Below are 11,758 nucleotides of genomic sequence, written 5' to 3'. Positions count from 1 at the left end.
AAGTAGAGTTATGAAGGCGAAAAATATAGGTGAGGGTAAAAAGCATTCTAACCTAAAAAAATATGAGGACTTAGCCATGCTAAATCCTCTACCATCTAACTCTCAGTACCTTAACTCTGTAAGGACTGCAAACGGGCAAATTCTTGATCAAATATTTGTAAGTCAATATTATCATCTTCTTGCTCAAAGAGCGATCGCCTTAACTGCCCCAAATAAATAGGATAAGTAAAGCCATCTCCATGATATTGCGCCCTAGCCCTAACCGTTAAGTTTGCATCTCCATCGGTGGCACTTCTACCATAGGAAAATAAATCTACAGCGGCTTGTTGGAGGGTAGCTTCCAATTGCTCTTTAGTAATATCAGTAGATACTGCAATCACCGCTTGATTTGCGCCATTATCATAAACAACGTTAAATCTGACGGCATTGGGGATGCTAGGGCGCCCAAATAAGCCCAAACTTAGACCAAATAAACCAATAGTTAAGACTATCATAAAACCCGTTGCGCCGATAAAGCGAAAGCGAAAACCCCATTTAAAGATAAATCCAACGATGGCTAAAACAAAAAATGCGATGGTGCCATAGGCAGACCATAATGTATAAGTGGCAAAATCTAATGTAGATTCCATAAATATAATTGATGATTAAGGGAATGGGGAATAATTATTAATCAAAGGCAAGGGGTTTAAACCCCTTGTTAAATAATGGTGAATATCGAAAACTAATTACTGTTTATTTAATTAATTAGGCTTCATTTAAAGCAGCAATACCAGGTAATACTTTACCTTCTAACAACTCTAAACTTGCACCACCACCTGTGGAAATGTGGCTCATTTTTTCAGCTACACCGACTTTTTCTACCGCCGCTACGGAGTCTCCACCGCCGATGATAGTAATTGTACCACCTTCGGTTAATCCTGCAAGGGTATGGGCGATCGCCTCTGTACCTTGAGCAAATTTATCAAACTCAAATACACCCATAGGCCCATTCCATATAACACTACCACAATCAGCCAGCGCATCTTGGAAAGTTTTGATAGAATCAGGCCCAATATCTAAGCCCATCCAACCATCAGGAATGCTATCAATGGCAACGGTTTTCGCATTAGCATCAGGGGCAAAATTATCAGCTACTACCACATCGGTAGGTAATAAAAATTCCACACCTTTTTCCTTTGCCTTAGCTTCCAAAGCCTTAGCCAAATCCAACTTATCTTCCTCAACCAAAGACTTACCCACAGCCAAACCACGGGCTTTATAGAAAGTGAAAATCATTCCACCACCGATGATGAGTTTGTCACATTTTTCTAATAAAGTGTCAATTACCCCAATTTTACTAGAAACCTTAGAACCACCAATGATGGCTACTAGAGGGCGTTTGGGGGCTTCAATAGCTTTTTGTAAAAATTCTAATTCTTTCTCGATTAATAAACCAGCTACAGAGGTAGAGAGATGATGAGTAACCCCTTCAGTGGAAGCATGGGCGCGGTGAGCAGTCCCAAAAGCATCATTTACATATAAATCAGCGTTACTAGCTAATTTTTTGGCAAATTCAGCGTCATTGGCTTCTTCTTCTTTGTAGAAACGGAGATTTTCGAGTAATGCCACATCACCATTATTTAAACCATTAACAGCAGTGGTTACAGCATCACCGATACAATCATCACATTTAACAACATTTTTACCCAACAATTCAGATAAACGTACACCGACAGCGGTTAAACGTAAACTGTCTTTAACTTCACCCTTGGGGCGCCCCATGTGACTACATAATACAACTTTTGCACCTTTGGAGGTTAACTCGTTAATGGTGGGCAAAGCGGCTCTAATACGGGTGTCATCGGTGATTTTTCCACCGTCCATGGGTACATTAAAATCAACCCTAACTAATACTCTTTTTCCTTCTAAATCTGATGCGGTTAAATTCGCAATAGTTTTTTTTGCCATGGATATATGTCCTTTTGTTTATCAGAAATTTAATATATTTAAAGTAAAAAATCTTACTCTTTGCAAATTTTACAATGACACTGGACAATACACAATTGATACCTATGGTTGAATGATAATTTTAAGGTTGATTAGCTATGAAACATCGGCAAAAAAATAGACAGGAAAAATACATCTCCTGCCTCATTACTATTCATTATCAATTCTCAATTGATTTAGTATCCTTTGTTTAGAGCAAATTCCACTTGTTTAAACTCTTGAGTTAAGCGTTTTTGTAATTTATCAGGAATGGGGCGATTTCCGTAGGAGGTGTAATAACCAGCAAGGGAATTGAGGGCAGTTTGCATGGTAGTAAAAGATTTTAAGCCACCATAATTACTATTTTTGCGGTAGCGGGAAATGTAATCGTTAATTTGCGCTCTGGTTTCATTTTGGATTTCCTTCTTTTCTTCGATGCTGATTTCAGTGGGAAGGGCGATCGCAACTTGGACTTTTTCTAGTACAGTCATAGTATCTTGGGTATAATTACCAGTCAAACCAGTGGTACTACCACAACCAACTAAACCTACAACTACAACGAGGATAAGAGCTAGTAGCTTAGAAAAATAAGATTTTATAATCATAAAATTATCTAATATTGTTTTATTATTTACACTATCCGATTTTACCAGCATTAAACCCATTTTCCAATTAGATCAAACCTTCAAAAAATTAAGATAATAGAAAATAAGATGATAAATAAACAAGACAATATCAATTTAATTTTTATTATCCCTTTGCAATTTTGTATAGTTCATTAAAAAAGTCCATCATTAATGGTCAATTGTTCAAATTATCGATGCCCATTCGTTCCGAGATATTGATATGATATTAAAAGCACTAATAAACATCATATATTTTAGTTATAAATACTCATGTCAACCACTATTACAACAGGATGGACAAAAGCAGAAATACAAATAACTGAACAAGTTTTAAAAAAAGCCTACGAGCGAGAAACAAAAACTCTAGTTCAACAAGTTAAAGATAAAATAAACAATCTCGAAGATATGGAAGAACTTTGGCAAGTCCATGATCTTCTTAGCTCAAAACGCTATGATCTTGATGGGAAATACGATAACAGAGAACCCATGTTAGTATTTACTTTTGCCGAACTTCTTAAAGAGGGTTGGATAAAACTAGAAGAATTAGCTGGATTGGATAAAGGCAAATTAGCACAAATATCTTCTCTATCCAGAATGTAGATTAACGGGGATGGGCTTTGCCCACCCTACACAGAATCCTTTTATCGTAGTCAAAGGGATACCAATAATTTTTTTACAAAATTTTTAATCTCCTCATTAAATTCAAATATATGTTCAACTTACGTATATTTCTGGTACTTTTACTTATTAGTAATGAACGTTATATAATTGCTTGAGAGTTAACTTTGAATGAATGTGGAGCAAAGTTTGATCGAATTACCTTCTGATTTAGTTCCCGAAAAAATGCCCCGTCATGTGGCAGTAATTATGGATGGTAACGGGCGATGGGCAAAAAAACGTGCCTTACCCCGTGTAGTGGGACATCAAAAGGGTGTTGATGCTCTCAAAAATTTGCTTAGGTGTTGTGATGATTGGGGTGTGGATGTTTTAACAGCCTATGCTTTTTCTACGGAAAATTGGGGAAGGCCTCGTTTAGAGGTAGATTTTTTAATGACTTTGTTTGAGGGGGTTTTGCGCCGAGAGTTGGCGGAAATGATGACAGAGAAAATAAAAATTCGATTTGTAGGAGATTTGAGCGTTTTACCAACTTCTTTACAACGGGAAATTGCTCACGCTATGGATACCACGGCCAATAATACGGGTATTCAGTTTAATGTAGCCACTAATTATGGTGGTCGTCAAGAAATTATCCACGCTTGTCGTCATATTGCCCGTCAGGTGCAAGAAGGTAAGTTGGAGGTGGAGGATATTGATGAGGAAATTTTTGAGAGTCATCTTTATACGAAGGGAATTATTAATCCTGATTTGCTGATTCGCACGAGCGGAGAAATGCGTCTAAGCAATTTTTTGTTGTGGCAAATGGCCTATGGGGAAATGTATGTTACGCCTACTCTTTGGCCTGATTTTAACCGTCAAGAGTTTTATCAAGCTCTTCTGGATTATCAAAAGCGCGATCGCCGTTTTGGCAAGGTAAAAGAGGAGTAGAATTATCTTGTGAAAATTCTCAATCAACTTTTGCTGACAATATAACTATTGAGGAAAGCTATTGTTCATTGCTAATTGAACAAGGATATTTGATAATTAAGATAAATAAATATAGTAATGTGATATGGCAGAAGAAAGAATCTTACCAAAATTTGATCATTCTACGGTAGAAATATCTAAAGAAGAAAGTTTAGTTTATTACGAAGATATGGTTTTGGGACGCTTATTTGAGGATAAGTGTGCTGAGATGTATTACAGGGGCAAAATGTTCGGTTTTGTTCACCTCTACAATGGACAAGAGGCGGTTTCGAGCGGTATTGTTAAGTCTTTGAGAGCCAATGAGGATTATGTCTGTAGTACCTACAGAGATCATGTTCACGCCCTCAGTAGCAATGTCCCTGCTAGAGAAGTGATGGCGGAGTTATTTGGTAAATCCACAGGCTGTAGTAAAGGACGTGGTGGCTCTATGCACATGTTTTCTGCGGAGCATAAATTGTTGGGTGGATATGCGTTTGTGGCGGAAGGAATTCCTGTGGCAACGGGCGCGGCTTATCAAAGTATGTATCGCCGTAAAGCCTTGGGTGATGAAAGTTCTGATCAAGTAACGGTATGTTTCTTTGGTGATGGGGCTAGTAATAATGGACAGTTTTTTGAATGTCTCAATATGGCTGCTTTATGGAAGTTGCCTGTGATTTATGTGGTGGAAAACAATAAATGGGCGATTGGTATGGCTCACGAGCGTGCTACTTCTCAACCTGAAATCTACAAAAAAGCCAGTGTGTTTAATATGGAAGGTTATGAGGTAGATGGCATGGATGTTTTGGCGGTGCGTGATGTGGCTCAAAAGGCGATCGCCCGTGCTAGAGCAGGAGAAGGCCCCACCCTCATCGAAGCGTTAACCTACCGTTTCCGTGGACACTCCCTCGCTGATCCTGATGAATTAAGGGATGCGAAGGAAAAAGAGTTTTGGAATGCTAGGGATCCTATCAAAAAGTTTGCTCAGTATTTGACTGATAATAACATAGTTACTCAGGCGGAACTAGATGCGATCGACAAAAAAGTGATGGAAACCATCGATGATGCTGTTAAATTCGCTGAAGAAAGTCCAGAACCAGATCCCAGCGAATTATATGACTACATTTTCGCTTAATTAATTACATCATAATAGTTTAAATAAATTGTCTTTTCTCCCCATAATAAACAAGGGGAGAAAGGTTTAACGAAAAGCTTGTTAATAAATTTAGATTGGGATAAATTAAACCAAAAATAAAGAAATTTGGATGAAATCCCTAAAAACAATTAGGATACAACTATCCACAGGAAAAATTCAATTTACCAGTCACCCTTTACAATGCTTGGTAAAAAGAAATACTGTAGTTTAGACTAAGAAAAAATTGTAAGAGAATAAGTAAGCTAACAAAGATTAGCTCAAAAACGCTATAAATGAATTTAATAATGGCTTAAAAGTTATTTTTTTGGTCTTTTTTTAGTCTTAGATAAACGCTTTTTAACCGTAGGATAAACTTTAGCTTTGTTTCTTTTTCGACCTTTAGGCCAGCCATGGGATTTTCCCCGACTTTTAGGAGAAAGGGTAGGACTTCCAATGTCCATCAATAATGAAGTCATAGACAGAGCCACTCTTCCGGGGGTTAAATTCTGTTGAGGTTTTTGCCATGGCAGATGATATTCTTTGACTAAATCCTTGGATAACCATAACTGCCAAGTAATATTGACAATTAAATTGCTCCACCTTTGACAACTCTCAGGGGTGCGAAAATGGGGTAACGTCCAATGTAATCTTTGCTTGGCGAAACGATACCAGTGGTCCACACCAAATCGTCGGCTGTATTGAATCCAAATATTGGAAGAAGATAAAAATTGCTCTCCCACCCAGATTAACCACAGTGGGCGATGTAAAGCACCAGTTTTTTTCTGCTTCAATCGTTCAATTTTAAACAGGGTTAGCTTTTGTGAAGGGGCATTGTAGAAATGAAGTTCTTTCCATTTACTCATCCGTATTGTTCCTAGGGATGAGTCTTCCATTTCTAATATTTCATGGGCATGGGGAAAATGGTCACATTGATTTAATTTCAACTTTGCCCCATGTTTTTTCGGTCTGCCTCTACCGCTATAGGCTGGAGGATTACCATAAAGACATAGATTAGAACGTACTCTAATCAACTTACTGATTTCAATATCTGCGGTTTGCTTAATAAATTTGCCATTGCCATACTCACAATCCAACACCACCAATTTCGGTTTATTTTCTGGCAATTTTCTACACACTTGCCTTAGTTGCCATGTTGCTTTACCCAGAGGATTTTCAAAGGATGTGATTCTTTCATGTCTTAAAGGTAATGCCCAACTTCCTTTCTCATTCAATGGTGGTAACCAAGCGATGGTGCTATATCCTTGTCCTATGACCGATGAATTGATGGATGACGAAGAATATTGATAACCTCTATCTTTCATGGTGGGACTATCTTCAAACTTCCACTGAGTATGATCTATACCTAGTAATGTATATTCTAAGGTGTCTATTTCTTGAATATATCGTTTCATCAATTTGTTGCTGTTCGGACGACAATCTTTTATGGCTTCATAGGTACTACACCATTGCCGATGGAAAAAAGGTGATAAAGAAAAATCTGCCAAACTACGAGCATTTTCCGTGGTCATAACACTATCCATCAATTGAAAAGTGGCATCTTTACCTTTGACTAACATTTCATAGGTGTCATGACGGAAATTTTCCAGTCTGCTATATTTGTTCATAGAGAGAAGATTTTATTTTTGCTTATTTATATTTTCTCTCTATTTTTCTTTTATGTCTTGTCCTTCCTTGCTCCACTTTCCATTTAGTCTAAACTACAGGAAATAAGTAGGTTAGCGAAATTAATTATAGCTCTTATTTTATTAAGACTCTTATGAACAAGGGGTTTAAACCCCTTGCCTAAATCAATTTAATTATACCTACTTATTTATTAGCTTAAAAAAAATTCAAGAAACAGGAAAAAATGCTATTATCATCGAAGATTACCCTGATGATAAATATTCTCCCAGTTGTTTAATATTAGGACTAACTCTCAATAATCGAGTTTTACATTTACAAGTATCCAGAAAAGAAGCAGAAGTTTTAATAATTATTACCTTATATGAGCCATCACCCCAAGAATGGATTAACTTTCAACAAAGGAGGAAATAATGGATCAATGTCATGTTTGTAATGCCAATAGTTGGGAAAATAAATTAATTAATCAGACCTTTGATCTTGATGGTAAATTAGTTGTGGTGGAAAATATTCCAGCTCAAATATGCTCTTGTTGTGGGGAAATTATTTTTAGTGCAGAAACCGCAGAAAATATTCGTTTAATGCTTAATAATAATCCATCGCCTCAACACTCAATTATGGTTGATGTTTTTGCGTTTTCTAGCTAATTTTTTCATGCAAAAATCACAGAGGATTAAATTAAATTAAAATGGAAATAAAAAGACTGTGGGAAACAATAAATTATTTCGAGATATTTCCGTGGTTAAACTGTTTAACAAATATTTTTAATCTTTCAGAAAAAAGCAATACTAAACCTAATGTACCCATGAATTTAATTTTAATTATTCCTTCACAAAGCAATTTAGCACAACAAACCATTAACTATCTCAGAGAAATAAACTTAAACTTTACGACTATAAATAATATAGAGAAAATAGAAATATCAGACCTAGAAAGAGTTACTAATATAATCTGTTTTTCAGAAAATAATAATCAATCATTATTTGACCTAATTAATAATAACTTAAAGCCAGAAGAAACACTCCTTTTTGACTTTCATAACCCTAGCCAAGAAATAAAAAACCTATGGGGGGCAGTGGATGATGTGGTTATGGGGGGAGTGAGTCAAAGTAGCGTAAAAATGGGCGATCGCAACATAATCTTTACTGGCATGGTATCCACCGCCAATAATGGCGGCTTTGCCTCGGTACGTACCAAAAACTTCTCCCAACCTTGGGATTTGTCAAACTATCAAGGTATTCGCCTAAAAGTGCGAGGAGATGGCAAACGCTATAAATTTATTAGCCGTTGCGAAGGAAAATGGGATGGTTTGAGTTATTGTTACTCTTTTGATACTGATGGTAATGACAATATAATTGAGATTAAATTTAATGATTTAATTCCCGTATTCAGAGCCAAAACTGTGCCAGAAGCTGATAAATTTGACTCTAGCCAAATGTACTCTATGCAATTAATGCTTAGTAAATTTGAATATGACGGAAGTTATAACCCTACCTTTGAGGCTGGTAATTTTGCCTTAGAAATAGAATCTATCACAGCCTACGGAGCGGAAAATGTACCCCAAATTATTCTGATGGGAAATTCTAATCAGTGGGAAAATATTAATCTTCATAGCTCATTTTTAAGAACTTATGCCGAAATGCCTGAAGATTTAAATCTGTAGCTCTGATCATCAAGCCATAAACCATCAATAATATATCTAGTTAATTTAAAGCTAAAAAAATAATTAAATCAAAAATGGAAAGAAAAAAATTAGTAGCCGTAATCACAGGAATTATGTCGGTATTACTAGGGGTTGTTTACCTAGTTTTAGTGCAGTTGTTGGACTCACGGGGCGCAATGATACCAGCACCCATAGAAGATTTGTCCGTTTTAACTCAAACAATAATTGGCTTTTTAGGGTGAACTAAATAGAAAAAAGGGCGATCGCCTCGCCCTACAAAAATTATCTGAATCGAGGTTGATGTTGAATCAAGTTCAAGAATTCTTCACGGGTTTTATCCTCATCTTGGAAAACCCCAATCATAGCACTGGTAACAGTCCAAGAGCCTGGTTTTTGTACCCCACGCATAGACATACACATATGACTAGCTTCCATGACTACAGCCACTCCACGGGGATCAAGGATAGTTTGTACCGCTTCGGCAATCTGACGGGTAAGTCTTTCTTGTACCTGTAAACGACGAGAATACATTTCCACAATACGAGCAAGTTTACTCAATCCCACTACTTTTTGGTTAGGAATATAAGCAACATGAGCTCGTCCCATAAAAGGTAACATATGATGCTCACAAAGGCTAAAAAAGTCAATGTCTCTGACTAAGACCATTTCATTGTGTCCTTCGTCAAAAATAGCTCCATTAACAAGCTGTTCTAAGGATTGACTATAACCTTGGGTGAGAAACTGCATAGCTTCAGCTACCCTTTTAGGAGTTTTGAGCAATCCTTCCCGTTCTGGATCTTCTCCCAGACACTCTAACATTTGGTGTACCGAATCCATCATTTTCTGCTTGTTTTCTTCTTTGATGGCTTGAACTTGAGCTTCTTTGCCGTCGTGGGTGTTGCGATCTGGACGACTGCCAACATTGTTAAATACTTCAGTGACGATGGATTGAGAGTTTAGAGAATTTTCTTTAAGAGAGTCAGAACCGTTGGAAAATACTGTCATGATTAAAGTTATAAGATTACTGTATGGTTTTATTTGGGTTAACTATCGACAAAATAGTTAAACAAAGTTAGATTTTGATTTAAAGATAGGTTTTGATTTTTATAAATAATTCTTTAAATCTACAGGGGTTTACAACGCGCCTAAACTGGGGGTAACAGTCAGGTTTTCGATTACTGCTGACTGAGGTAGTAAGGCGGCGTGAAGGATGGTTTCGGCAACGATTTCGGGGGTTAACATGGCAGAGCGGTTAAGATCTGCGTTAACGGTGTCAGTATCCCAAATGGGAGTATTTACGGCTCCGGGGGAAACTGTGGTTACTCTAAGACCGTTACTTCTTTCTTCCATGGCTAAAGATTGCCCTAGGGTTACCATGGCTGCTTTGCTGACGGCATAGGTTCCCCATTCGGGAAAAGGACTATTGGCGGCGATGGATGCCACATTAATAATTGTTCCTTGTTGTTGTTTTCTCATGGTTGGTAATACTCCCATGATACATTGAAAGACGCTGGTTAGGTTTAGATTGATTACTCTTTGCCAATCTTCTAGGGGGGTTTCCCTTAATAAATTGGTGTAGGCAATACCAGCATTGTTGACTAAAATATCGATCCCACCCCATTGGGTTACAATATTGGCGATCGCCCCTTGAACCTGTGATACCTCCTCCAGGTCAAAGGGATGAGTTTTTACTTGTACCCCATAATCGGCAACTATTTTGGCTACTTCGTCTAGTTTTTCGGTAGAACGAGCTATTAAACATACATCAATGCCTGCCTGGGCAAATTTGATGGCTACTGCTTTTCCGATCCCGCTACTAGCACCCGTAATGATAGCTCGTTTTTGATTGGGGGAATTTTCCATGATATTATTTAATCTTTGTACAACATTTGGGTTGAATGATGATCCTTCAGGTGGGCTGATATTACTTTCCCTGATTGCTTCATCTTCTTTTAACCCTATCCACAGCAACGGTTACACCGAAACTGCTTTTATGAAGTTTTGTAACAAAATTCACAATTAAAATTATAACAGTTTCTGATCCCAGAAAACACGGAGGTAATTGATAATTGAGAATGGATAATGAAGAATTAGTTTATTTTTATGATCCTCTCATGGGTAGTTGTGCAAATTAATAATGGAATTAAGAACACTATTTCTTAAATTTAATGTTCTAGGAATACGCCGATTTGGCGGAATTTATCATAACGGAGGTTTTTCCGTTGCTCTGCACTAAGGCTAGAAAGATATTCTAGGTTATCTAAAATGGCTTTTTTAAGAATATCCGCTGCCCCAAGGGGATCTGAATGGGCGCAGTTGGGGGGTTCTGGTAAAATTTGATCTACAATGCCCAATTCCAATAAATCCTTGGCGGTAATCTTGAGGGCGAGGGCTGCTTGTTCCGATTTTTTGGCATCTTTCCACAAAATAGCGGCACAGGCTTCGGGACTGGCGACGGTATAAACAGAGTGTTCAAAGATCATTAACTTTTCGGCTACCCCAATGCCCAAAGCACCCCCAGAGCCTCCTTCACCGATGACGGTGGTAATAATAGGTACATCGAGACTAAACATTTCTCGCAGGTTATAGGCGATCGCCTCTCCTTGCCCTAATTTTTCTGCATCCAGTCCAGCATAAGCCCCTGGGGTATCAATAAAGGTAATAATGGGCAAAGAAAAACGGTTGGCGTGTTCCATCAACCGCATCGCCTTACGGTATCCCCCCGGAGAAGCCATACCAAAATTACGAGCTACATTATCCTTGGTATCCCTTCCTTTTTGATGCCCAATGATCATTACCCCCCGTCCATCAAGACGGGCAATGCCTCCGATAAGGGCTGGATCATCATTCCCGCGGCGATCGCCATGGAGTTCAAACCAATCATCGGTCATGGCTTGAACATAATCAAGGGTAGAAGGACGGCGAGGGTGACGAGCTATCTGTAACTTTTGAGAAGGGGTTAAACTACTAAAAATTTCTAACCTCAGTTGCTCTGCCTTGGACTCCAACTCATTTACCTGTCCAGAAACATCAACATTGGTTTCCTCTGCTAACTCCCTAATTTGGTCAATTCTCGCCTGTAATTCCACCAAGGGCTTTTCAAACTCTAACAGGAAAGTACGTTTTTTTTCGGTTTTTACCATATCAGTATCTTAAATTTTCTATCCT

General features: G+C 37.9%; 14 protein-coding genes. 7 read left to right on the top strand and 7 right to left on the bottom strand.

The annotated features are described in order from the left end of the window. Positions 1 to 110: 110 nt before the first annotated feature. From A5482_RS10590 to psb27, 3 genes are all read right to left on the bottom strand, one after another. Complete coding sequence (locus A5482_RS10590) at positions 111 to 629, bottom strand: Ycf51 family protein (RefSeq protein WP_069789694.1); 519 nt, start codon at positions 627 to 629, stop codon at positions 111 to 113. A gap of 115 nt (positions 630 to 744) precedes the next feature. Beyond that, a complete protein-coding gene (locus tag A5482_RS10585) occupies positions 745 to 1,947 on the bottom strand; it encodes a phosphoglycerate kinase (protein ID WP_069789695.1) in 1,203 nt (400 codons plus the stop codon). A 215-nt stretch (positions 1,948 to 2,162) separates the two neighbouring features. Continuing rightward, positions 2,163 to 2,570: a photosystem II protein Psb27 gene (gene psb27, locus A5482_RS10580; RefSeq protein ID WP_069789703.1), complete on the bottom strand. Its 408-nt coding sequence runs from the start codon at positions 2,568 to 2,570 to the stop codon at positions 2,163 to 2,165. A 291-nt stretch (positions 2,571 to 2,861) separates the two neighbouring features. On the opposite strand from psb27, the gene A5482_RS10575 reads away from it, so the two are divergent. From A5482_RS10575 to pdhA, 3 genes are all read left to right on the top strand, one after another. Next, a complete protein-coding gene (locus A5482_RS10575) occupies positions 2,862 to 3,191 on the top strand; it encodes a hypothetical protein (protein WP_083260369.1) in 330 nt (109 codons plus the stop codon). A gap of 189 nt (positions 3,192 to 3,380) precedes the next feature. Next, complete coding sequence (locus A5482_RS10570; RefSeq protein ID WP_069789697.1) at positions 3,381 to 4,136, top strand: isoprenyl transferase; 756 nt, start codon at positions 3,381 to 3,383, stop codon at positions 4,134 to 4,136. A gap of 124 nt (positions 4,137 to 4,260) precedes the next feature. Next, positions 4,261 to 5,286 (top strand): pyruvate dehydrogenase (acetyl-transferring) E1 component subunit alpha, encoded by a 1,026-nt coding sequence (pdhA, locus tag A5482_RS10565; RefSeq protein ID WP_069789698.1) that lies wholly within the window; start codon positions 4,261 to 4,263, stop codon positions 5,284 to 5,286. A gap of 317 nt (positions 5,287 to 5,603) precedes the next feature. Here pdhA and A5482_RS10560 read toward each other — a convergent pair whose 3' ends face one another. Next, positions 5,604 to 6,911: an NF041680 family putative transposase gene (locus A5482_RS10560; RefSeq protein ID WP_446684748.1), complete on the bottom strand. Its 1,308-nt coding sequence runs from the start codon at positions 6,909 to 6,911 to the stop codon at positions 5,604 to 5,606. 208 nt (positions 6,912 to 7,119) lie between these two features. Between A5482_RS10560 and A5482_RS10555 the strand changes: the two genes are divergently transcribed. The 4 genes from A5482_RS10555 to A5482_RS10540 all read left to right on the top strand — a co-directional run bounded on the left by A5482_RS10555 (position 7,120) and on the right by A5482_RS10540 (position 8,832). Then, the gene (locus A5482_RS10555; RefSeq protein WP_083260359.1) at positions 7,120 to 7,341 is read left to right on the top strand and encodes a DUF4258 domain-containing protein; all 222 of its coding nucleotides are present in this window, start codon (positions 7,120 to 7,122) and stop codon (positions 7,339 to 7,341) included. Next, complete coding sequence (locus A5482_RS10550; protein WP_069789520.1) at positions 7,341 to 7,574, top strand: YgiT-type zinc finger protein; 234 nt, start codon at positions 7,341 to 7,343, stop codon at positions 7,572 to 7,574. The genes A5482_RS10555 and A5482_RS10550 overlap by 1 nt, the downstream gene beginning before the upstream one ends. Positions 7,575 to 7,615: 41 nt before the next feature. After that, positions 7,616 to 8,590 (top strand): CIA30 family protein, encoded by a 975-nt coding sequence (locus tag A5482_RS10545; protein WP_069789519.1) that lies wholly within the window; start codon positions 7,616 to 7,618, stop codon positions 8,588 to 8,590. 74 nt (positions 8,591 to 8,664) lie between these two features. Continuing rightward, positions 8,665 to 8,832, top strand: coding sequence for a hypothetical protein (locus tag A5482_RS10540; RefSeq protein WP_201150021.1), 168 nt, complete (start codon positions 8,665 to 8,667; stop codon positions 8,830 to 8,832). A gap of 40 nt (positions 8,833 to 8,872) precedes the next feature. Here the strand turns inward: A5482_RS10540 and folE are convergent, their stop codons facing one another. The 3 genes from folE to accA form a co-directional block, all read right to left on the bottom strand. After that, positions 8,873 to 9,595 carry a GTP cyclohydrolase I FolE gene (folE, locus tag A5482_RS10535; RefSeq protein ID WP_069789518.1) on the bottom strand — a complete coding sequence of 241 codons (723 nt, stop codon included), beginning with the start codon at positions 9,593 to 9,595 and terminating at the stop codon, positions 8,873 to 8,875. Positions 9,596 to 9,724: 129 nt separating this feature from the next. Continuing rightward, on the bottom strand, positions 9,725 to 10,453 hold the full coding sequence (locus A5482_RS10530) for an SDR family oxidoreductase (RefSeq protein WP_069789517.1): 729 nt from the start codon (positions 10,451 to 10,453) through the stop codon (positions 9,725 to 9,727). A 302-nt stretch (positions 10,454 to 10,755) separates the two neighbouring features. Continuing rightward, entirely contained in the window at positions 10,756 to 11,733 is a 978-nt protein-coding gene (gene accA / locus A5482_RS10525) for an acetyl-CoA carboxylase carboxyl transferase subunit alpha (RefSeq protein ID WP_069789516.1), read from the bottom strand. Positions 11,734 to 11,758: the final 25 nt, after the last annotated feature.

This window comes from Cyanobacterium sp. IPPAS B-1200 (assembly GCF_001747005.2).
Taxonomy (GTDB): Bacteria; Cyanobacteriota; Cyanobacteriia; order Cyanobacteriales; family Cyanobacteriaceae; genus Cyanobacterium.
Note: the sequence above shows the minus strand (reverse complement) of the source record. Positions and strands in the feature narration are given on the sequence as shown.

Coding starts and splice junctions, on each gene's coding strand:
- A5482_RS10590 (WP_069789694.1), bottom strand. CDS start 629: ATGGAATCTACATTAGATTTTGCCACTTATACATTATGGTCTGCCTAT.
- A5482_RS10585 (WP_069789695.1), bottom strand. CDS start 1,947: ATGGCAAAAAAAACTATTGCGAATTTAACCGCATCAGATTTAGAAGGA.
- psb27 (WP_069789703.1), bottom strand. CDS start 2,570: ATGATTATAAAATCTTATTTTTCTAAGCTACTAGCTCTTATCCTCGTT.
- A5482_RS10575 (WP_083260369.1), top strand. CDS start 2,862: ATGTCAACCACTATTACAACAGGATGGACAAAAGCAGAAATACAAATA.
- A5482_RS10570 (WP_069789697.1), top strand. CDS start 3,381: ATGAATGTGGAGCAAAGTTTGATCGAATTACCTTCTGATTTAGTTCCC.
- pdhA (WP_069789698.1), top strand. CDS start 4,261: ATGGCAGAAGAAAGAATCTTACCAAAATTTGATCATTCTACGGTAGAA.
- A5482_RS10560 (WP_446684748.1), bottom strand. CDS start 6,911: ATGAACAAATATAGCAGACTGGAAAATTTCCGTCATGACACCTATGAA.
- A5482_RS10550 (WP_069789520.1), top strand. CDS start 7,341: ATGGATCAATGTCATGTTTGTAATGCCAATAGTTGGGAAAATAAATTA.
- A5482_RS10545 (WP_069789519.1), top strand. CDS start 7,616: ATGGAAATAAAAAGACTGTGGGAAACAATAAATTATTTCGAGATATTT.
- A5482_RS10540 (WP_201150021.1), top strand. CDS start 8,665: ATGGAAAGAAAAAAATTAGTAGCCGTAATCACAGGAATTATGTCGGTA.
- folE (WP_069789518.1), bottom strand. CDS start 9,595: ATGACAGTATTTTCCAACGGTTCTGACTCTCTTAAAGAAAATTCTCTA.
- A5482_RS10530 (WP_069789517.1), bottom strand. CDS start 10,453: ATGGAAAATTCCCCCAATCAAAAACGAGCTATCATTACGGGTGCTAGT.
- accA (WP_069789516.1), bottom strand. CDS start 11,733: ATGGTAAAAACCGAAAAAAAACGTACTTTCCTGTTAGAGTTTGAAAAG.